Below are 22114 nucleotides of genomic sequence, written 5' to 3' on the forward strand. Positions count from 1 at the left end.
GTGCCTTCCAACGAAATCTCCATCATGGATGAGCTGGAATACTATGGCGGCAATCGCAAGAAGGTTGAACGCCTGCGCAAGGCCATCGGCCTGAATACCCGTCGTATCTGCCCGGAAGGTGTAACCGCTTCGGACCTGTGCTTTCAGGCAGCGACAGAGTTGCTGGAGAGCAACGACATTCAGCGGGAAGAGATTGATGCCCTGCTTTTTCTGAGCCAGACGCCGGATTACCAGATGCCCGCCACAGCCTGCATTTTGCAGGACAGGCTGGGCTTGTCAAAAGAATGTGCGGCCCTTGATCTCAGTCAGGGCTGTTCCGGCTATGTGTATGGCCTCTGGATGGCGGCAAGCCTGCTTTCCTCTTCTGCCTGCAAAAAGGTGCTGCTCCTGGTGGGAGATGCCCTCCCTCCGCGTAATCCCGCCAACAGGGTGGTCAGTCCCATCTTTGGCGACTGCGGTACTGCCTCCCTGCTGCTGCATGATTCTTCCGCGCCGAAAATGTCCTTTTCTCTCGGCACAGACGGCAGCGGGCATGAGCTGATTATCGTGCCTGCCGGGCGCGCCAGACGGCCTCCTTCTCTGGATCGGGAAAGGGATGCCGAACTGTATGAGGATATGCTTGACCCGGACGGGCATCCCTGGCGAATGCTCCAGCCCTATATGAATGGGCGCAAGATTTTTGATTTCAGCGTGCAGGTGGTGCCTGCCCATCTCAAAGATTTTATGGCATCCGCCAGGGTCAGCCCCGAACAGGTTGATTATCTCTTCCTGCATCAGGCCAACGGCCAGATAATAGAAAGCGTTGCCGAGAAGGCGGGCTTTCCCTCTTCAAAAGTCTGGAGCGAAACCTTCAGTCGTTACGGCAATCTGGCCTGTGCCTCCATTCCGGCAAGCATTTGTGACCGCCTGGGCGGAAGCAGGCAGGAACACGGGCAGATGCTCCTCTGCGGTTTTGGCGTCGGGCTTTCATGGGCTTCCTGCCTTGTTCCAATGACTGGCCTGAACGTGGGGCCTGTCACGGATTATCAGGGCAGTCCGTCAGAAACATATACTGCCGACTATCTGGCCCACTGGCAGAAAATTTTTACCGGCAAGGAAGAAAACTGATGGAAACTCAAGAACTTTTGCTGGAATGGCAGGACGTATTGCAATGCGATACCCCCTTGGATGCCGGGACAGTGCTGACCGATCTTGAAGAATGGGATTCCCTGGCACAATTCGGCATGGCGGCTTTTTTTGACCGGAAGTTGGGCATCCAGCTTTCTTCAGGCGACATCGCCAAATGCCGCACAGTACAGGATTTGCTCTCTTTGGCGAGGAAGGCATGAACCTGTTCTCACGGGAGCAGTATATCCTTGTTACCGGGGCAAGTTCCGGCATAGGCCGGGCTTGCGCCATGCTCTGCAATGCGCGTGGGGCCAGTGTCATAGCCTGCGGTCGCAATGAGGCTCGCCTGCGGGAGGCGCAGGCAAAATGCGCAAGCCCTGCGCATTGGCACAATGAAACGAAAGACTTGCTGGCAGAACTTGAATCCCTGCCGCAATGGGTTGCCGCTTTGCGGCAGAAATACGGCAGGCTCTGGGGCCTGATTCATGCCGCCGGTGAAGGGCGTTTGGACAGCATCGCCTGTTTTGAGCTGGCAGAGGCCAAACGACACCATGATCTGAATTTCTTTGCTCCCATGCAGCTCGCCAGGGGTTTTGCGGACAGGCGCAATTTTCTGAAAGGAGGAGCCATGCTCTTTCTTTCCTCGGCATCTGCTGTCTATCCTGAAAAAGGACATTGCGTTTACGGGGCAGCCAAGGCCGCGCTGGCCACTGCCATGAAATCGGTCAGTCAGGAAATGGCGGCCAAAGGCTTGCGCGTACACTGCCTTGCGCCCGGCTGGATACGCACCCCCATGCTGGACGCAGCCACAAAGAGCATGGGCGAAAGCTATGCCGCCAGAGAGGAGGGCCGCTATCCTCTGGGATTTGGCGAACCGGAAGATGTGGCTGAAATGGCTGTCTTTCTTCTCTCGGAAAAAGCCCGCTGGATCACCGGTCAGAATTTTGTTCTTGGAGGCGGGTGCTACTGATGGGTGTGGTTATCATCGGCAATTCCTGCGCAGCGCGGGAATGTTACTGGCTTTTGCGCACAATGCAGGAGGCGGATAGCAGTACGCCTGCTTTCAAGGGCTTTCTGGCCTGGAAAGGATATGCAGGGCAGCTCTGCGAGCTGGCGCATTTCTCTTTGGGGGATTCCGAAGCGTATCAGGTTGAGCCGGATGATCTTTTCGTGATCGGCATAGGCAAGCCTGCCCTGCGTATGGATGTCTACGACTGGATCAAAGAACATAATGCAAAATTATATACTCTGAAACATCCTAATGTCTATATCTGCCCGTCCGCCACTGTTGGGGAGGGCAATATCTTTCAACGTGATTGCTCTGTTCAGGCCAATGCACGCATAGGTAATGCCAATTTTTTCAACGGCGGTATCACTGTCGGTCATGATGTGACTATTGAAAACGGAAATACCTTCAATCTTCATACCGCCATTTCCGGTGGTGTCCGCATTGGTTCCGCCAATCAGTTTGCGCCTCAGAGCATTCTTTTGGAACACGCCAAAGTAGGCAACTGGAATGTTTTCGGGCCGGGCGCTGTTGTGTACAAGGGTTGCAGGGATCACTGCCTGATGACCGGCAACCCCGCACTGATAGAAAAACGCTATGCGCCGGTAAAAAGGGAAGGCTGAGCCAGTGTCTGGTACACCGCGACTTTCGGTGGTCATGCCCATGCGTAACGCCGGGCATTGCGTCTGCCAGATGCTGGACAGTCTGGCGACACAGCGCATTTTCATGCAGATTGTGGTGGTTGACGACGCTTCGGAAGATGACAGCGTTGCCCGTGTTGCAGCCTGGAGTCGTCAGTCTGGCCAGCCTGTTGAGCTTGTTCGCAACACAAGGCAGCTCTATTCCTATGGCTCACGCCTGAAAGGGCTGGCCAGAGCCACTGCGCCGGTTGTCTGGTGTGTGGACGCCGATGACCGTATCCCTCCCAATGCCGATGTCTCCGCTGCCCTGACCATTATGGAGCGGGAAAGGCCCGATATTCTGCACTGCAAGGCCTGTGGGGTGCTGCCCGGAAGCAGCCTGCAAAAGCCCTTGATCTGGACGGAGCCGGTAGCTGAACGCCTGCGGGGAAAGGATATTTTTGCCGCCTTTCTTGCCCATGCCTATCCCCCCGGCACACTTTGTAACAAGTTTTTCTCAGCCCGCCTGGTCAAGGCGGTGCTGGCAGCAGCTCCAGATCTGGAAATACGCTATTTTGACGTAAAATTTCTCGGTCTGCTTTTCCTGCTGTACGCGGAATCGTACACGGCCTGTAATGAACTGATTTACGAATACCGGATGCGTGCCCATCGTCCTGCCTGGCTGTATGCCCGGCAGGTGGATGCCCTCTTGCTTCTGGAGCAGACGCTTGACCAAACTGTAAAGGAGGGCGCGCCGGATCAGCTGGAGGCGTTCCGCGCCTATTGCAAACGGCGTCTCATCATCCAATCCGGGCATCTTTCCCTGATGGCCGAGGCAGAACTCAAGCCCCTGCGCGCAAAACAGGCCGATCCCCATGACTGGCTGGCGCAAAATGTTCTGGCCAATATCAGTCAGAAAGAGCTGCTTCATGCTCTGTGCCGTTCCCTTGCGGCCAACAGCGCGCGGCTGTGCGGCTGGGCTGAGGATATAGGCCGCCTGTACGGCGTGAGTGATCTCTTGCCCCATGATCCCGCCTGGCCCGCGCTGGATTCTCTGCTTGTGACCACGCAAGAATGGCTGTGCGGAGATTTTGGAGCCAAAACCTGCCGCCGCCTTGCCCAGTGCGGGATACACCTTGGCCGCGGCCTGGCCGATGCCGACTTTTGCCATTTTGTTTCCACAGCGAAGAATTCCGACAGACTGCTCCTTGCCCTGCTTCTGGCCAATGCCCAACTGGCGCGGGCCATCACGGCGGTCATGGCTCCGGATATAGATATTACCAAAAAGGCGAACTGAAATGAGCGACGCAAAACCCAAACGCCGTGTGGCCCTGACCGTGGATGTGGAGGCGCACCCCATCCGCGCCGCCAGGGATCACGTCAACCGTCTGATCTGGGGGCGGCAACAGGGCCGTGAGGCAGGCATCCAGACCATGATGGATATTGCCGACAGGCACGGCGTGACCATGACCTTTTTTCTGGACTACCCGGAAGTGGAACTCTACGGCGGGGAACTGCTGGATGTGGGGCGGGAAATCCGTCGCCGGGGCCATGATCTGGAGCCGCATTGTCATCTGGAATATATTGTAAAGTCTCTTTTCGGGCTGGATGACCCGTGGTCTCTGCGCTTACCCAGGGCCAACCTGCATCAATCCCTGAAGATCGTGGACTGGCTGGTCAACAGGCATGAGAGCATCTGCGGGCAAAAACCCCTTGCATATCGCAGTGGGGCATATCTCATAGGCCCTGATTATCTTGAAGCCTTGAAGAGGTCTGGCATTGTCATTGATGCCAGCTACTCATTACGTTGCCCGGAAAATCCCTTCCGCATCGGTTTGCGCGGGCCATTTCTCTGGGAAAACGGCCTGCGGGAAATCCCCGTGCCGTTTATTCCCTATTTTACCAAAAGCAATCATCTGGTTGCCTGGAATTTCAACTTCTCTGGCTTCCTGCAAGGCTCGGCAAGTGAAAATGCCGCCCGGCACAAAACCTTTCTGGATACCTGGTTCCGGCGGCATGGGGATGACGCTGTTGCCGCGCTGATCATGCATTCCTGGTCATTCTGGAAAATGGACGCGCAGGGATTTTTCAGCATTCCTGAAGATCGTGGCCTGGAGAGCTTTGAGGCCATGCTGACCATGCTTCAGAAAAATTTTGAAATAATCCCCCTTTCCCGTCTGGCCGAAGATGAGGCCCCTGCCGAGCTCGAAAAGGTAAGCGCGCGGGAACAGGATGGTCATTGCCCTGTCTGCTGTGAGCCTGTCAGTCATTTTCAGGACTATAACGGAGGCGCCAAACGCCGTTGCGCCTTTTGCAGTTCTGTGGAGCGACAGCGTACTCTTGTGGATTTGGTTTATGCCGGGGCATTGGGGCCGCATGTCTTTACCGGCAAGGATATTTTGCACATTGCTCCGGGCTGGCCTGAAACGCTCTTGCTCCGCAGGATGCGGGAATGTCGCGTGACCACCCTGAATATTCAGCCCGGCTGTGATCTGACGGCAAATATATCGGCCATGCCGGAAGTGCAAGACAACTCTTATGACATTGTTCTGGCCAGTGAAGTTTTCCGGCATGTGCGCCATTTTGACAGGGCATTGGCCGAAATTCACCGGGTTTTGCGTCCGGGAGGCTTGCTGATCTGTTCGGATTGCCTTGAAAATGCCGACTATGGCCGTGAAATTACCGATATTGCGGAACAGATATCCTGGTACGGCAAGGAGAAGCTGGAGCAATTCGATATTGGCGACTTCCGCCGCTTTGGCCGTAAAGATTGGGCAAAGAGTTTTGAGCCGTATTTTTATACGCGCCTGTTCAAGGTCAATGATCAGGCTACCGGCTCTCCGGCCTGGTGGTTAGCCTGCACGCCCAGAAACAAAAGGAACAGACAATGCGGCGCATAGCCATTACCGTGGATGTGGAAGCGCATAAACCTCGCGCTTTGGACAAACATGTTGAGCGTCTGATCTGGGGCAGGCAGCATGGTCGTGAGCATGGTATCGGCAAAATGATGGATATTGCCGACAACTGTGGCGTTCCTCTGACTTTTTTTCTGGATTACCCGGAAGCGGAAGCCTATGGCGAGGATTTGCTTGATGTGGGGCGTGAAATCTTTCGCCGCGGTCATGATCTGGAGCCGCATTGCCATCCTGAATATCTGTATACAAGCCTGTTCGGCACGGACGATCCTGATGCTGTACGCATTGGCAACGCTACGCCTGCTCAGGCTAGCAACATGGTAGAGTACCTTGCTGATTGCCATATACGGGTCACCGGCTCACGTCCTTTGGCTCACCGCAGCCGGGGCTACGAGTTGAGCACTCCCTATCTGGATGCTCTGCAACAGGCAGGGATTATCCTGGATGCCAGCTATTCGCTGTCTTGCAAGCGCGCCCCACTTCGCCTGGGGCTGCGTGGCCCGTTCCGCTTTGTCAATGACCTGCTGGAAATCCCCGTGCCCTTTATCCCTTATTTCCAAAATGCCGGCCCGCTGATTCCCTGGAATTTCAATCACCGCTGCTTTCTTACTCCTGATCCGGAAGAAAACCTGAAGAGACATAAAAAATTTCTGGAAAGCTGGTTCACAAGGCACGGAGATGGTGCTGTAGCCACCTTAATCATGCATTCCTGGTCTTTCTGGAAGATGGACCTGCATGGCATGTTCACTCTCCCGGCAGACGAGACAGTACATCTTTTTCAATCCTTACTGGCTATGCTCAAAGAAGATTTTGAGATAGTCTCCCTCGCTCAAATTGCGCAAGAAAATCAACAGAATTTTGGTTCCTATGAAGTTGTCTCTGCCAACGTGCAGGAAAACGTTTGCCCTGTTTGTTATGAACCTGCAAGTCATTTCAAGGATTTTAATGGCGGTCTCAAACGCCTGTGCCCCTTTTGTGGATCTGTGGAAAGGCAGCGTTCCCTTGTAGACTTGGTGTATGCCGGAGCTTTTGGCCCTCAGCTTTTCCATAACAAGGATATTTTGCATATCGGTCCGGGATGGGCTGAAGGTCTTCTCTTGCGGCGTATGCACGGCTGCCGTGTGACCTCTTTGGATGCCCTCCCGGATCGCGGCGCCCTTGTGGCTGATATTCAAAGTATGCCTCAGATAGCGGACAACTCTTTTGACCTTGTTCTGGTCAGCGGGGTATTCCGAAATGTGCGCCATCTTGATGCGGCGCTTCAGGAAATTGTCCGTGTTCTGCGCCCCGGCGGCGTGTTGCTCAATACCGAGCCTCTGCTGGACAGGGAGTTTGGCTATAAAGTATCTGACCAGGCCAGCCAGTCCGCCTGGTATGGCGCGGAGATACTGCAAAAATATGGGGTAGGCAAATTTCGTGAATTTGGACGCAGGGACTGGGAACAAAGCTTTGCGCCGTATTTTCATACCCGCGTGTTCATAACTGAAGACAAGGCGACAGGCCTGCCTGTCCGCTGGCTGGCCGGCACGCCCAAAAAGGGCGCCGCCCCTGTCACTGCTGGCGTGAAAAAAGAACCGGCAGAGCTTTTCACGATTTCCATTCTCCGCTCAAATGCCGGGCGTATTTTCCATGATGCGCAACATGATCCTCTCTCAAAATTTCTGCCAGAATTTAAAAGCTGGCGACAGTTTCGCCAATCCGTTTCTTTTGTCGACCTGACGTGGCTGAAAGAGGCTATTTTTGCCTTGCATTTTAAACAAGTTGCGCCAATACCGTCCGACGGCCCCAAAAAAGGAGACTTTCCCCCTGCGTATCCCGCGGATTTGCACCCCTACAATTCTCAGGCGTTCTACTATTTGTTGCCGGAACTGGAGAAAGATCCTGCCCATAGTGATAGCCTGCAATTACGGCATATAGCTTCTGAACTGGAGAGATGGATTGACAGATATGGCTTTTATACCCAATCCATCAGCATGGATCGTCACACATATTGGATGGTTTGGCATGATACTGCCGTGGCTGTCCGCCTCAATTTCATGGCATATACCCTGCTGCGGGTTTTCCCCTTGCCCCAATATGACAGCAGGCTGCTTGAAAAACTTTTCCGCAGTGCTCTGGATCACTTTCTGCTGCTTTGCGCGGATCATTTTTTTACAGACAGGTACAACCATGGCCTCTTGCAGCTTCTTGGCCTTTTAAGCTTTGCCGCCAGTTTTCCGAGCCTTCGGGGAAGCGAAACCATTCCTGAGCTGGTCATGCTCAGGCTGGAAAAACTGCTTGGAGTCATGATCACTGCTGACAATGTTGTTCGGGAACATTCGCCGGAGTATCATGTACACATATTGCCGATTCTGGAACGAATGAAAATCTTTTTGACCCGGGCCGGGCAGGAGGCAGGAGTACTGGAGAACCTTTTGGATAAAATGCGTACAGTGTGTGCCTGCTTTATTCTCCCTGATGGAACTCTCGCCCCCTTTGGCGACACAAGTCCATATCTCGCTCAAGTCATTGCAGATGAAGTCGCCAGGGCCCGCAAGCAATGCGCAGCCTTGCCCCCACTCTCCATACTTCACAATTCGGGCTATGCTTTTTTGCGGATACGCAAAGACAATGCTTCTTGCGAAAACACGTCCTGCCTGACCGTGACTGCGGCCTTTCATTCCCTGATTCACAAGCATTGTGACGAACTCAGCTTCATCTGGAGCGAGGGGAAACAACACCTTCTGGTAGATTCCGGGATGCAGTACGGCCTGGAAGGCATGATAGAAAGTGGCCCACTATGGGACAAAGGCTTTTACTATTCTGTTCCCAACCGTGTTTATGCTGAATCCACCCATGCGCATAATGTCGTGGAAATCAATGGCGAAACCTGGTCCCGACGTGTTCAGCCCTGGGGCGTTCTGCCACTCAGCGGCCGGCAGCTGTCGGAAAAGCATTGGCTGCTGGAAGGGCTTTGGAACAGACCGGAGGGCTTCCGGCAAAGACGCAGACTCATTTTTTCTCCCGGCCGATGGCTGCTGGTTTTGGACGAGCTTGAGCCGTTACTGCCGGATCAGTGTGGGCAGACAACAAAATTCTCGCAGTGGTTTCATTTTGATGCAAGCCTGGATTTACTTTCACATTCAGAAAATTCTCTTTGTCTGAAACTGCCTGACAGCCGGCAACTGCATTGTCACAATTTTGCTTCCGGCCAGATAACTATGCACAAAGGTGAATTTTTACCACGCCTTCAGGGCTGGCAAGCAATCAAAAGTATTCGATGGCTGGATCCTGCTATCGCAGTAGGTATACATCAAACTACAAAAACTATATCAACAAGCTTTATGACAATATTTTCACTCATCGGATCATGCGTTTGCTCTTCAGATAAAAATGGTTCTATACATTTGAGATTTGCAAATAACATACATGAAAGTATTTTATTATAAATTATTAGACAATCAAATGACATAAATTGTATTAGTAAATATAATTTTATCGCAATAAAAAAGTTGTAAAAATAAGAAATAAAGTATACGTTGATGAACGTATAATTTGATTTATACATTTGTCACCTTGATAATAATACTGGAGGGCATGATGAACTTTCCGTTGCCAAATTATGGTCAGATTTCTGTTTATAAACGCTTTACAGCAATAACTTTAGAGCAAACAAGAAAATGTCATAATAAATGTATATTCTGTTCTCGTGCATCAGCAGAACATCAGAATGTCTCTATGGATAAAAGTGATTTGTCTTTTATACTTGATATGTTTCCTGGATATTCAGAAGAAGTATCATTTGGTTCTGGTGAAGTATTTATGCTAAAAGATTTGCCTGAAAGGGTTCAGATGGTAAAAAAATCCTGGCCAAAATGTAAATTACAAATTACTACAACTTTTAATATATCACGTGGCGAAGAGTATATCAGGGAATTATTCCATGCAGGACTCGATAGCTTATATATTTCATGCTATGCCTATACAAATGACGATTATAAAAAAGTCCATGGCTCTGACAACTTTTCAAACCTCGAGGAAAATATTTCTGTTATTGAAAACTTGCCAAAAAGTATGTCTGATAAAATTGTATTTAGGTATTTCAAGAATTATGGTAGTCTCTTTAATATTAAAGAGGCGGAAAATAAATTTAATATATTTAAAAGAAAAATGGAAAATGCAGGAATAAAAAATTTTGACCCAAGACAGTGTTTCCCGTGGAGTATTCCACAACCTCTCAATGGGTATGCAGCTTGGCATTTGCCTTTCCCGTGTGATGTTGTTTGGGGGAATAGATCCAGAGCATTAAATATCTTATATAATCTTGATGTTATTCCTTGTTGCATGATGCGTAATGAAATAATTTTTGGTAACCTGAAAACAATGAGTCTTGAAGAAATATTTACAGGAGATACCTATAAATCTTTCTATCGGGCATGGTGGCAAATGCAACCTGAGAAGATACCTGTATGTAATTCATGCCAAGTATATGCAACGTATGCCGAACGGGACGAGCTGGCCCGCATGGCCGCATGGCAGGCCAGAGAAGTGCGCGGCCAGAAGGTCATTTTCTGGGGAGGGGGAGAAGCCTACCGCGCTTACAAGAGCTTTTTTGTGGACTGCGAGCCCGTGGCAATGCTCATGGATACTCCCAACGCGACTGAGCAAAAAGAAATCGACGGCATCCCTGTTTACCGCCCTGATGTCTTTTTGCCTGCGCTCACAGAACCCTTACCCCTGGTCATTTTTGCCATGCAAGAGGCCAGCCCCAAAATCCTGCAAACGCTGAAGGAAAAATATTCCTTTTACAAACCCTCCAGGCTGATCATCTGTCCGGCCAATGCCCACATTGTGGCGCCGGTGAAGCCGTTTTTTCAGGATTGACCATGCAAAGGATCGCGGTCGTTGTGGGCACCAGGCCGGAGGCCATCAAGCTGGCCCCGGTGATTCAGAAGCTGGAAGGCCAGAGCGGCTTGCAGCCCCTTGTCTGCAATACCGGCCAGCATGATCAGCTTTGTGGGGAAACGCTGGCCTGGTTTGGCCTGAATGCGGATGTCAAGCTGGATGTCATGCGCCCCAATCAGGGGCTTGCCGCCTTGCAGAGCAGGCTTTTAACCGGGCTGGATACCTTTCTGGCCGCGAGCAGTCCCGACGGGCTTCTTGTCCAGGGTGATACCATGAGCGCTTTCTGCGGAGCGTTAGCCGCCTTTTACCGGCGGCTGCCTGTCTTCCATGTGGAGGCGGGGCTGCGCTCATATCATCTTGGCGAACCCTTCCCGGAAGAAGCGTTGCGCCAGATGCTGGCCCGCATTGCGGCCCTGCATTTTGCTCCCACCACTGCGGCACAACAGGCTTTGCTGGCGGAACATATCCCGCCTGACAACATTCACGTTACCGGAAATACCGTTATTGACGCCCTGAACTGCCTGACAGATACGGCCCTGGCAGAAGCAAGGCAAAGGCTGGAAGCAAGGGTGGATCTCACGCTGCCATTGGTTCTGGTCACGGTACACCGGCGGGAAAATCACGGCCCCAGGCTGGAACAGATACTGCGAGCGGTGGATACGCTCAGCAGGCTGTATCCGGCCTGCCGCTTTATCCTGCCGGTACATCCCAATCCCAATGTGAAGCAGGCCGTTCACGCCGCGCTTTCCGGGCGGGATACCATCATCCTTACAGAACCTCTGAGCTATCCGGAGCTGGTATGCGTGATGCAAAATGCGGTTCTGGCCTTAAGCGACAGCGGCGGTATTCAGGAAGAAGCTCCCAGCTTCGGCCTGCCGGTTCTTGTTTTGCGCTATGAAACAGAGCGCAGGGAAGGTCTGGAACTTGGATTAGCCAGGCTGGTGGGGGCTGATTATGAAATGATTGTGAGGGAAGCTTGCAGTATTTTGCAGAGTCCTTCAAAGATTTCTACGCATTTTTTTAACCCTTACGGCGATGGCAAGGCAGCGGAAAGAATAGTTACGCTGATTGAATATTATACAAGATATGGAGCCACTGAACAATGAGTACTGTTGTCTTTGTTAATGCCTATGAATTTGAATATTTAGGGACACGCCTTTTAGCTTCATGGCTGCAAAGTAATAATATTTCTACACATAATATTCTATTAGATGATAATCAAGATATAAAATCTAAAGTTCCACAAGAAAAATTTATAGGTTATCAGCAGTATTCGGCTGGGAATCTTCTCGAGCATAAAAGCATGTACCATCCTTTTGTTGCTGAGGATTGGAAGGCATTGGAACAAGCTGTCAGTATGGAAGATCCCAAAATTTTAGGGTTTAGCGCTCGTTCCACATTTAACTTTCTCGCAAATTCCATAATCAAGATTTTCAAGAAAGCCGCGCCAAAAGCCTTGCTGGTGGCTGGAGGATTTGGGCCGACTCTTGAACCAAACCTGTATCTTGACGCTGGTTTTGATGTGGTAGTGCGTGGTGATGGAGAAGAGGCCCTTCTCAAGCTTGTTCAGTCTCTTGAATATGAAGAGAGAGAGAGAGAGAGAGAGAGAGAGAGAGAGGTAACAAGTATATATACTATTGAAAATACCAGTTGGAATAGAGCGCATGGAGGTCATAGAAACCAACTGAGTAATCAGCAAAAAGATTTATCGCGTTATCCAGCTCCTCTTTCGGGGCATGAACATTTCAGTTGGATTCAGAATGGGCAGTTGCACCGCTATGAAGATCCAATGCTACTTTCCAATACGTATCGAACTTTTTTGGGAAGAGGTTGCCCTGGAAAATGTACATATTGTTCTGGTGGGCATTGGAAATCTTTATATCGTAATGATGGAAAAAAGGCGTATGTACGTCGAAACAGGAATATTGAAGATGTCATTGAAGAATGTAGAAAATTACCAGATTCCATAAAATGTATTGGATTTTGCGATGAATATTGGTCTCTATCGAGAGAAAAAGCGGAACATTTTTTTACATTATATAAAAAATACGTTAATAAAGCGTTTTGGGCTTATCTTAACTATGAACAAATGATTCAAAATCCAGATCTCATGGATTTAGTTATCGATTCAGGGCTGAGCTGGACTGGAATTGGCTTTCAGACAGGCTCTTCTGATTTATTGCAGCAGATATATGAAAGAAAAGCTCGTTTTTCTTTGCTTCTCGCCTACTCCCAACGTCTTTTTTATAACTTTATTCCATTTACTGCGCAGTTCATTGGTGGAAATTGTTATGAAAGTTGGGAAGATCTGGAACAAACTCTGGATCTCATTCGTGAATTACCAGTATCGATGGAATATCGTAATGCTGTTGTTATTGGGAATATTCGACTCTCCCCTCATCCTGGAAGCCCTATTATTAAAAAACGTCCAAATGTAGTAGTAAATCCTATGCCAGCTGAGGAATGGCACTTTCGTGCCATTTTAATGGAATATTGTCGATTTTTCACTAAGGATGAATTTTCAAATCATATAGCATCTTTTTTAGATAGAGAAAAATCAAAAAAAGAAAAAATGGATGAAAATATTTATCTTGAAAATACATTCGAGCAGTTGCTTAAAATAAAACAGCTCTCGTATTATCAGGAACTGAAAAAAATAACTGGACCTTGGGTATACTATGGAGCAGGTGACTGCTATCAAAAAAATAAAGATTTTTTTTCAATATGTAAGCCTGAAGCTATTCTTGTTGATAAAGATCGAATGCCCTATAAAAAAAGTATTGATGGAACTCCAATCATCGCAACAGAAGAGTTTTTTCAAAATGAGAATTTTGAAAATGTAAATTTTATGGTTTTTTTAGGAGATCCGATGCCTGCCAAGAAAAAGCTTTTACGCCAGTACAGAGTTGGTTTTGAGAAAATTCATTCATGCAGTATTGTTATGTCATAACAATCATTTTTTGCGAAAGAGGATACTACTGTATGGATCGCAGCTTTGAAGTTTATTTGGGCCAAAGGCTCAACGAATACAGCCAGGAAGCCACACGCCGCCGCGCCAACTGGCTCTGCGATCAGGCAACAGGCCGGGTCCTGGATATAGGTTGCTCTCAAGGGCTGGTTCCCTGGCTGTTGGGGCATAAGGGCTTTGCGGTGACGGGCCTTGACCTTGATGCAGAGGCCATCGCCTGGGCGCGGGAAAACCTGAAAAGTGCCGATCCAGACGCGCGGCAAAGAATAGAGCTGCTGTGTCTGGATTTTTTGGAATATAAACCGGATCAGCGCTTTGATGCCATTTTGGCCGGAGAGTATCTGGAGCATCTGCCCGATGCCGCGCTGGACAAACATCTTGCCCATATTGCGGAACTGCTGGCCCCCGGCGGGAGAATAGCCATAACCGTACCCCTGGGCCTGCACCCCCACCCGGATCATGAGCAAACCTTTCTGCCCGGTAATTTTGCGGCCAAAATCGGCAGGCATTTCTCCATCCTGCTGCTGGAGGTCGAAGACGCCTACCTGCGCTGTGTCTGTGATCTCTCCGAACCCGGACAGATGCCTGATGCCTCATTGCTGCTGGAACTGGCGGAAAAGGGAATTATCCAGATCCAGCAAAAGGCCGTGGCCGGAAAACGCGCCACAAAAGTTGCTGCGTTGCAGGGCGGCAAAGATAACATTGCCCCGTATCTGCGCCAAAGGCAGAAAACTGCCCAAAATGAACTGACCAAAAAACTGGCAGCCAAAGGACTCTGGGCGCCTTTTGTCTATGACCGCTACCTGTTCACGACGCTGAATGAGATATATGCCGACAAACCGCTTGTGCCCCAGCCGCGTGAAATATCCCCGCAAAGCCTTTTTGCGCAGGCTGACAAACGGGTGGACTACCTGCAAAAGCATTTTGGCGCTATGGAAGGCGCGGATTGTCTGGAAATTGGTTGTGGACGGGGAGAAACCGCGGTTCGCCTGTCAGAGCGGCACTCCTGCCGCGTAACTGGCGTGGATGCACATCCCTACCCTGAATGGCCTGACCGGCAATGTGATCATGTCCGTTTTGTGGAAGTGGATCTGACAGAACAATCCCCCTTTTCCCCGGAAAGTTTTGACTACATTGTTTCTTTTGCAGTGCTTGAGCATGTGCAAAATCCTCTGGCTATGCTGGAGGTCATGTTTGAATTGCTCAAGCCTGGTGGAAAGATTTATCTCTCAGCCAACCTGTACCGGGGGCCAATGGCCTCACACCGTTACCGTGAGGTCTTTTTCCCTTGGCCGCATCTGCTGTTTGAAGATGCTGTTTTTACCCGTTTTTATCGGGAGAGAGATGGTCGACAGGGTGTCACTCCTGCCTGGGTCAATAAGCTCACCCACCTGCATTATCTGGAAAAAATTCACGAGCTTGGCTTTGAGATACTCAAATGCACGTATTCCAGGAGGCCCTTTGATGAAGATTTCTACCAATGTTTTCTGGAAAAGCTTGGGCGCTATCCTAAAGGAGACTTGGAAAAGGATTTTATAAATCTCATGATATATAAGCCAATATAAAATAAGTTGCTGTGAATATATATTGATGTAAAATTCAATATATCCACAGGCATTTCATACCTGTCAGATGGTAAGGAGGTCATTTATGGTAATCCCTATTTATATTGGATTCATATCATATGAACATATTGATCATGATATTGTAAAATATCGTTTAGAAAAAATATTATCATTTTTCAGATTGGATAATTCTAATTTCAAAATACAGTATTTACTGGGGCAAAGAGGAGGGCTCATCTTTATTGATCAAGTAAAAAATGCTTGGACAGTTCCTTTCGCCTGTCAGCAGGATAAACGATTAACGGTGTCTGCATATCTGCCTTTTGGAGTACCTCGGCAAATGAAGATCGAAGATATGCACAGCGGACGTTATTTGCCTGAAATGGTGGATAAACTTGCTTCTTCTCCACAACATATTTGTCATCTTGCCCCTCCCCAGGTTTGGGCAGACTGCGACCTCGAAAAAAATGTTCTGTGCATCTTTAATGATTATCGAGGCTTCGGCAGGCTTTATGAATATACCAGTCCATTCGGTATAGTTTGGACCAATAAAATGGCGGCTGCCCCCATGTTGGCGGCCACCTGTGCCGCTATGGATGAGACAGCATGGGCCGGATTTGCTGCAAATAGTCTGTTTTATGGCGGAAGCACCGGCTTTTCCAATATGAATTATGTACTGCCGGGAACATGGTTACAGGCTGATCTAAGCTCAGGTTTGATTGAGCGCAGGCGATTCAGCTCTGATACCGGGGGAGTTGCCGTAGAGCCTCTGCCTGCTTCAGCTGTTGAAGAATCTGCTGATGCGTTATTAGGCTGGTGGCAGGATTTGGACGTTATGACCTCCGGCCCCAAAACAATAGATCTTTCCGGTGGCAGAGACAGCCGAGTGGTTGCGGCGTATGCGTTGGCTTCCAATCTCGAAGTAAAATTCCGCACTTGTTTTCCTCCTGCTTTGGATGCTGATTTGGCAGAACGTCTTGTGAATCTGGCTGGACGAACTGTCCCGTTTGTTCGTGAAGACTCTCGCCAGAAAAAAGCATCTTCGTATAAAGATGAACATTCTTTATTATACCATGCATCTATGATTCTACGCGCAAATAATCACGATGTATGCATTCATACATTTTTAAATTATCCTGTTGATAGTCAATATCTCCCAAAGAGAACTTTTATTGCAGGTGGGCCGCAGGGTGAAATAACTCATACTTATCAGTATGATAATGAAATATTAAATAATATGTCTATAGATGAAAGATTATCTGAAGTATTTGATTTTCACACAACAAATGCATACGGAGTGACAGAATCAACAAGGAATATATCACGTATAAATCTTATAAATCCACTTATTGCTAAGTCAGCAATTGCTGGGTTTGAAAATTCGTTCTATATTCTTGATTTTATGAGGCTTGATATCTATCTTAATCGTAATTCCGCTGGATCAGTTGGAGCGTATGACATAAAAACACCATTAACAGTATATCCATATGTACGTTATGGTTTTAGTCAATCATTAAAATCAAAAATAGATTCAATTTTTGTAAAAGAAATAATATCTTTTGTAATGCCTCAATGGCGTGATGTTCCATTTTTTCATGAGTTTCCTGAAGAGAAACGTCATGATTTTCATGTACGTCGTCCTACATGGTGGGAATTAGGGCGAGGGAAAGACTTGTTGGAGATATATGATTCCCACCCTGAGCTATGGAAATTTTTTGAAAAGAAGCAGGTACTTGAATCTGCATATCTCTGGCAGCAAAAATTATCATCAAAACTTACTCCCCGCGAAACTGCTTTTCGCGAGCTTTGCAATCGTTGTGCGCAGCGCCATGTGTGGATGGTGGCCTTCATGCAAGAGTTAAAAGAGATTAATGAAGTAATTAGTACTTTTAGTTCATAAGTACTATTGAAAGTCATTGTAGTGTTGTTGATTTGATACTATTTGCTATTGCGTAAATCCGGAGGTTCTGAGCCATGCTGATGCCTGTCTCTATTGCCTGGGCAGCTCAATATCCCCTGTCCAGAGCATCTGTGGAAGAGCGTTTGCAGGCGATTTTCCGTTTTCTGCATCTTGATGACGCGGATCGGTTTGGCGTTCAGCTTGTCTCAGACGGCATTGCGGTCTAGCGTTTGCAGACTGCAGGCGTAACTCCTTCACTATCCCTTTGATTTACAAAGATCCAAATAAATTAAGTACTTCCGCCTAGCTACCATTTGGGGCAAGTGCTTTTGCCGACAGGCAGGCACTGCGAAGTGGCGAGTACCTGCCTCAGTTGCTGCAACTTTTGCGCAAGTCGCCTCAGACGCTTTTTGACCTGGCGCCGCCGCAAGTTCTGTGTCAGTTGGATTGTCAGGAGCATAAACTGACCTTGTGTAATGACTGGCGCGGCTTTGGGCGGCTTTATGAATACAAAACGGCCTTTGGTACGGTCTGGTCAAACAAGATGGCAGCGGCCCTCATGTTTGCGGGCATACCAGCTCAGCTGGATGAAGAATCCCTTGCCGACATGGCGGCTTGCGGCATGTTCAGCGGGAGCGGTACCGGCTATAAAAACCTGCATCTCGTTGCCCCCGGTTCCTTTCTTGAGGTTGATAGCCTCTCAGGCACAATGACGACTGCAGCACTGAGCCCCGCGGCTGACGGCCTGATTCGGAGGGAAGTGGAACCGGATGCGCTGGAAAAAGCCCATGCCGCCATACGCCGCTGGGTGGAAGAACTCCGCTTTTTCAATACGTCCACTCTCCGGCTGAACCTTTCCGGGGGGCGTGATTCACGCATAGTTGCCGCGGCTCTGTTCGCCGCGGATCTGGATTGTGAGATTGCCCTGTGCAGCCCCCCTGCCAAAGATGCCGAACTGGCCCGGCAGCTTCTGAAACTGGCTCAGGTGGATGCCCAGGTCAAGCATCAAAACAGGCGGCAGGAGATTCAGGCCTGGTATGCCGCGCGGGGCAGCCTGCTTGAGATTGCCGATGATTTTTTGCGCACTCAGAACAGCAATATTTCCGTCAAGCTTTTCTTTAGCTGGCCTCTGGCTATTTCAGATATTGACTCGGGATTTTGTATGTCTGTGGTGATCAGGGCGAGGTCGCGCATAACTGTTATTATACGCCTCAACTCTTTGCGCAGGAACAGGCCTGGGAAAGAACCGGTCAGGGGATGCGGCCTTCACTGAAACGGCTTGAAGGCTTAGTGGATACCATATCAGTTAAAAGCTTTGGGGTGACAGACTTTTGCGGGCAGCAGGCCAGGGAAAACATCCGCCGGAATGTCGTAAAAAAATCTCATGCAGCAGGCCTGGATGGATTTTATCATCTCGACTTTCTCTGTTTTGATCTTTGCCTCAACCGCCAATGGCCCGGAGCCAACGGCGCTTTTGATCATAAAACTCCGCTCACAGTATACCCCTATGCTCTCAATGGATTCAATCAACGTATAGAATCAAAACTACATTCTTATTTTGTGCGCGATGTTGTGGGCTCATTTCTGCCGGCATGGAAAGAAGCGCCATTTTTTCATGAATTGAAAAGTGATGAAATCGAAGACTTCTATATAGCCTATCCAACCTGTTGGGAAATGGGGCGCGGAGAAGAACTGTTGGAAATGTGCTCTTCAAAAAGTTGCGCCTGGAATTTGTTTGAGCGCAATACTCTTCTTGCAACTTTCAAAAATATGCTTGATGTAACGTATACCCATTCTCTTTCGACAAGAAAAATTTCAAATATAAACACCACTGCCCAAAAACTTATCTGGGTTATGACCCTCGAACGTAATTTGCAACAACTTAACAGGGCCATGCCCAAGGGGTAAAGTGGGGATTGTTTCTGAATGGAGGGTGTCAACGAACCATAGCGAATCCAGAGCAGATTACCTTTGAAAATGCTCTGCTGACGCGAAAGCGGCAGCCGCCGCAACGCGGCGTACATTCAGGCGAAAACCGCGTTTTTCACCTGAATGCCACCTTTGACTTTCATAAAAAGTCAAAGGTAATCTGCTCTATGAAAATCGCATCCATAAAAAGACCGACGCCGACGACTACCAGTGCGTCATGGACAGCCAAAAGCGGGCCGCGGTCAACGCCCTCCCGGAGTTCCGCTGTGTGCCCAATGGCATGTGCCCAAGAGAAAAGCCCCCACGGCTGTCGCCGTAAGGGCTTGAAAAACTGGTGGGTCGTGCGGGGATCGAACCTGCGACTCTCTGCTTAAAAGGCAGATACTCTACCTACTGAGTTAACGACCCGTTGAGACCGACAAAATAGCGGCAAGCGGCAAGATTGTCAAGGCCGTATCCCCGGGTCCGCGCCTGGTTTTTCAGCCCTGGGCCGCAAGCCCGCGCGGCGCGGGCCGTTATCCGCGCGCGGCGCGGGAGCATTTTCACAGGAAAGGCTCTAAGCGCCCTTTTTTTCCAGCTTGGCCCATGTGTCGCGCAACGTGGCCGTGCGGTTGAACACCGGCAGCTCCGTTGTGCTGTCCTTGTCTTTGCAGAAATACCCCAGGCGCTCGAACTGCACGCGATCGCCGGGCTTGCTTTCGGTCAGGGCCGGTTCCAGCAGGCCTTGCACCACGCGCAAGGAGTCGGGATTCAGGTAGTCCAGAAAGGTCTTGCCCTCGGGCACGGCGTTGGGATTCTCCACGGCAAAGAGCTGATCGTAGAGGCGCACTTCCGCCGGGATGGCGTGCGCCGCCGAAACCCAGTGGATCGTGCCCTTGACCTTGCGGCCGTCAGGGCTCTGGCCGCCCCGGCTTTGGGGGTCATACTCGCAGCGCAGCTCCAGGACGTTGCCTGCCTCGTCCAGCACGGCCTCGCGGCAGGTGATGAAATAGGCGTAGCGCAAACGCACTTCCGCTCCGGGCGAAAGCCGGTGGAATTTTTTGGGCGGCTCCAGCCGGAAGTCGTCCCGCTCAATATACAACTCGCGCGAAAAGGGCACCTTGCGGCTGCCGTGGGAGGCATCCTCGGGATGGTAGGGCATCTCGAACTCTTCCACCTGATGTTCGGGATAATTTTCAATGACCACCTTGATCGGATCGAGCACGGCCATGACGCGCGGCGCATGAGCATTCAGGTATTCGCGGATGCAGAATTCCAGCATGGAATACTCCACCGTGGAATTGACCCGGGCCAGTCCCACTCTGGCGCAGAACTCTCGCAGCGCTTCGGGCGGCACGCCCCTGCGGCGCAGGCCGCTCAGCGTGGGCATACGCGGGTCGTCCCAGCCCGTAACGTGCCCCTCCCTGACCAGTTGGATCAGCTTGCGCTTGGAAAGCACGGTATAGGTCAGATTAAGGCGGGCGAACTCGATCTGCTGCGGATGATACAGGCCCAGGGCGTTCAGCACCCAGTCGTACAGCTCGCGGTTGTTTACGAACTCCAGGGTGCAGAGCGAATGCGTGATGCCCTCCAGCGAATCGGACAGGCAGTGGGTGTAATCGTACATAGGGTAGATGCACCAGGCATTGCCCGTGCGGTGATGCTCGGCATGACGGATGCGGTAAAGCGTGGGATCGCGCATGACCAGATTGGGCGAGGCCATGTCGATTTTGGCGCGCAGCACCCGCGCTCCGTCCGGGAACTCTCCGGCGCGCATACGGCGGAAGAGATCCAGGTTTTCCTCCACGCTGCGGTTGCGGTACGGGCTCTCGCGCCCTGCCTGGGTGAGCGTGCCGCGGTACTCGCGGATCTCGTCCGCCGTAAGATCGTCCACATAGGCCTTGCCCATGCGGATCAACTGCTCGGCGTACTGGTAAAGTTTTTCAAAATAATCGGAGGCGTAAAATTCGCGATTCTGCCACTCCCCGCCCAGCCAGCGCACATCTTCGCGGATGGATTCCACGTACTCGCTTTCTTCCTTGACGGGATTGGTGTCGTCAAAGCGCAGATTGCACAGCCCGCTGAATTCCCGGGCCACGCCGAAATTAAGGCAAATGGACTTGGCGTGCCCGAGATGCAGATAGCCGTTGGGTTCCGGCGGGAAACGCGTATGCACCTGCCCGCCGAAACGGCCTGACGCGTTGTCTTCCCGGATACGGGCCCGGATGAAGTCCAGGCCGGGCCTGGCCGCCTCCCTGGCCGGGGTTGCAGTGTCGTTCGGGAGCGCATCAGGGGCTGTGTTTGAAGACATATTCCGCTCCATTCCATTACGCCGATTGCGGCGCAGATTGCGAGGCATCAGCCGAAAGATCGCCATGCGGCCCTCTGCGGCGCGTCAGGGAGAAAGCACATTCCTTGCGGGCGATCCGCGTGTAGCGCCGCACTGCCCGGCTGTTGCGGTAATGATAATCTGAAAAAATACGCCAAGTCGCACCTGCGGTCAATGCAGGCCTGGCGGGTTGACAGCGATGCCGGTCTGAGCTAACGTGCGTCTTCACGATCTGGCGGCATATATGCGCCGGATCATGCGGAGAGGTGTCCGAGCCGGCCGAAGGAGCTCGCCTGCTAAGCGAGTATACGGGCTTAAACCTGTATCGAGGGTTCAAATCCCTCCCTCTCCGCCAGATTTCACTCCATCTTGGTTCGGTACAGTCCAAAAAGTCTTTCCTGGCAAGGGATGAGGCGAAATGGACTGTCCGACCGAGAGGAGTAAACGCCATAGATATCCACCAGTTTTAGGGGTATATGAATCCCTTGCCAGGAGAATACCCCCATGTCCCTTGCCGATACCGCCATTCGTGCGGTTAAGCCCCTTGATACGCCGCAAAAACTTTTTGACGGCAATGGCCTCTTCCTTTGAGGCTGTGCACGGGAATGGCACGCCAACCAGATTTTTGTCTGGACAGCAAATTACGCCAGGGACGTGATGGAGCGGATTGCCCAAAATATCTTCCCGTATCTTGGCGATCGTCCTATTGCTGAAATCACTCCCCCTGAATTGCTGGCTGTTCTTCGCAAAATTGAAATTCGCGGCGCTCTTGATCAGGCTTATCGTGTACGCGGCATCTGCTCTCTCATTTTCCGGTATGCCATTGCCACGGGCCGCGCCGAGCGCGATACGGCTGCCGACCTTCGCGGAGCGCTGCAAAGCCGTACTGTTACGCCTCGTGCGGCCATAACC

At 50.6% G+C, this 22114-nt stretch carries 18 protein-coding genes and 2 tRNA genes; 16 read left to right on the forward strand and 4 right to left on the reverse strand.

Annotated features, from left to right (window positions below):
• The 10 genes from G7Y52_RS09035 to G7Y52_RS09080 all read left to right on the forward strand — a co-directional run bounded on the left by G7Y52_RS09035 (window position 1) and on the right by G7Y52_RS09080 (window position 13482).
• Window positions 1-1107 (forward strand): ketoacyl-ACP synthase III, encoded by a 1107-nt coding sequence (locus tag G7Y52_RS09035; protein ID WP_165070679.1) that lies wholly within the window; start codon window positions 1-3, stop codon window positions 1105-1107.
• On the forward strand, window positions 1107-1328 hold the full coding sequence (locus G7Y52_RS09040; protein WP_165070682.1) for a phosphopantetheine-binding protein: 222 nt from the start codon (window positions 1107-1109) through the stop codon (window positions 1326-1328). The genes G7Y52_RS09035 and G7Y52_RS09040 overlap by 1 nt, the downstream gene beginning before the upstream one ends.
• Window positions 1325-2077 carry an SDR family oxidoreductase gene (locus G7Y52_RS09045; RefSeq protein WP_241159680.1) on the forward strand — a complete coding sequence of 251 codons (753 nt, stop codon included), beginning with the start codon at window positions 1325-1327 and terminating at the stop codon, window positions 2075-2077. The genes G7Y52_RS09040 and G7Y52_RS09045 overlap by 4 nt, the downstream gene beginning before the upstream one ends.
• Window positions 2077-2736 carry a transferase gene (locus tag G7Y52_RS09050; RefSeq protein WP_241159681.1) on the forward strand — a complete coding sequence of 220 codons (660 nt, stop codon included), beginning with the start codon at window positions 2077-2079 and terminating at the stop codon, window positions 2734-2736. Before G7Y52_RS09045 ends, G7Y52_RS09050 begins: the two co-directional genes overlap by 1 nt.
• A 4-nt stretch (window positions 2737-2740) precedes the next feature.
• A complete protein-coding gene (locus tag G7Y52_RS09055; RefSeq protein ID WP_165070685.1) occupies window positions 2741-4030 on the forward strand; it encodes a glycosyltransferase family 2 protein in 1290 nt (429 codons plus the stop codon).
• Between the two features lies 1 nt (window position 4031).
• Window positions 4032-5633: a methyltransferase domain-containing protein gene (locus G7Y52_RS09060; protein WP_165070687.1), complete on the forward strand. Its 1602-nt coding sequence runs from the start codon at window positions 4032-4034 to the stop codon at window positions 5631-5633.
• Window positions 5621-9076, forward strand: a complete 3456-nt coding sequence (locus G7Y52_RS09065; protein WP_165070690.1) for a heparinase II/III family protein — start codon at window positions 5621-5623, stop codon at window positions 9074-9076. Before G7Y52_RS09060 ends, G7Y52_RS09065 begins: the two co-directional genes overlap by 13 nt.
• Before the next feature lie 106 nt (window positions 9077-9182).
• Complete coding sequence (locus tag G7Y52_RS09070; protein WP_206215245.1) at window positions 9183-10511, forward strand: radical SAM/SPASM domain-containing protein; 1329 nt, start codon at window positions 9183-9185, stop codon at window positions 10509-10511.
• Window positions 10512-10513: 2 nt separating this feature from the next.
• Window positions 10514-11638: a UDP-N-acetylglucosamine 2-epimerase (non-hydrolyzing) gene (wecB, locus tag G7Y52_RS09075; protein ID WP_165070695.1), complete on the forward strand. Its 1125-nt coding sequence runs from the start codon at window positions 10514-10516 to the stop codon at window positions 11636-11638.
• Complete coding sequence (locus G7Y52_RS09080) at window positions 11635-13482, forward strand: cobalamin-dependent protein (RefSeq protein WP_165070697.1); 1848 nt, start codon at window positions 11635-11637, stop codon at window positions 13480-13482. The genes wecB and G7Y52_RS09080 overlap by 4 nt, the downstream gene beginning before the upstream one ends.
• Here the strand turns inward: G7Y52_RS09080 and G7Y52_RS15295 are convergent.
• Window positions 13455-14009 carry a hypothetical protein gene (locus G7Y52_RS15295; protein WP_241159682.1) on the reverse strand — a complete coding sequence of 185 codons (555 nt, stop codon included), beginning with the start codon at window positions 14007-14009 and terminating at the stop codon, window positions 13455-13457. The two genes, G7Y52_RS09080 and G7Y52_RS15295, sit on opposite strands and share 28 nt — an antisense overlap.
• A 72-nt stretch (window positions 14010-14081) precedes the next feature.
• Between G7Y52_RS15295 and G7Y52_RS15300 the strand changes: the two genes are divergently transcribed.
• From G7Y52_RS15300 to G7Y52_RS09100, 5 genes are all read left to right on the forward strand, one after another.
• Window positions 14082-15065, forward strand: a complete 984-nt coding sequence (locus tag G7Y52_RS15300; RefSeq protein ID WP_241159683.1) for a class I SAM-dependent methyltransferase — start codon at window positions 14082-14084, stop codon at window positions 15063-15065.
• A gap of 85 nt (window positions 15066-15150) precedes the next feature.
• On the forward strand, window positions 15151-16965 hold the full coding sequence (locus tag G7Y52_RS09090; protein ID WP_165070702.1) for a hypothetical protein: 1815 nt from the start codon (window positions 15151-15153) through the stop codon (window positions 16963-16965).
• 74 nt (window positions 16966-17039) lie between these two features.
• Complete coding sequence (locus G7Y52_RS14975; protein WP_206215246.1) at window positions 17040-17192, forward strand: hypothetical protein; 153 nt, start codon at window positions 17040-17042, stop codon at window positions 17190-17192.
• Between the two features lie 317 nt (window positions 17193-17509).
• Entirely contained in the window at window positions 17510-18238 is a 729-nt protein-coding gene (locus tag G7Y52_RS09095; RefSeq protein ID WP_206215247.1) for a hypothetical protein, read from the forward strand.
• Window positions 18239-18255: 17 nt separating this feature from the next.
• Window positions 18256-18873 carry a hypothetical protein gene (locus G7Y52_RS09100; protein WP_206215248.1) on the forward strand — a complete coding sequence of 206 codons (618 nt, stop codon included), beginning with the start codon at window positions 18256-18258 and terminating at the stop codon, window positions 18871-18873.
• A gap of 353 nt (window positions 18874-19226) precedes the next feature.
• On the opposite strand, the gene G7Y52_RS09105 is transcribed toward G7Y52_RS09100, so the two are convergent.
• Both G7Y52_RS09105 and G7Y52_RS09110 read right to left on the reverse strand, forming a co-directional pair.
• Window positions 19227-19302, reverse strand: a tRNA-Lys gene (locus tag G7Y52_RS09105).
• Between the two features lie 148 nt (window positions 19303-19450).
• Window positions 19451-21184, reverse strand: a complete 1734-nt coding sequence (locus G7Y52_RS09110) for a glutamine--tRNA ligase/YqeY domain fusion protein (protein WP_165070709.1) — start codon at window positions 21182-21184, stop codon at window positions 19451-19453.
• A 278-nt stretch (window positions 21185-21462) separates the two neighbouring features.
• On the opposite strand from G7Y52_RS09110, the gene G7Y52_RS09115 reads away from it, so the two are divergent.
• Window positions 21463-21557: transfer RNA gene (locus G7Y52_RS09115), tRNA-Ser, on the forward strand.
• On the opposite strand, the gene G7Y52_RS09120 is transcribed toward G7Y52_RS09115, so the two are convergent.
• On the reverse strand, window positions 21536-22114 hold a 579-nt coding region (locus G7Y52_RS09120), incomplete at its 5' end, for a hypothetical protein (RefSeq protein WP_165070713.1). The two genes, G7Y52_RS09115 and G7Y52_RS09120, sit on opposite strands and share 22 nt — an antisense overlap.

It is taken from the genome of Desulfovibrio sp. ZJ200 (assembly GCF_011039095.1).
Classification (GTDB): Bacteria; Desulfobacterota; Desulfovibrionia; order Desulfovibrionales; family Desulfovibrionaceae; genus Desulfovibrio.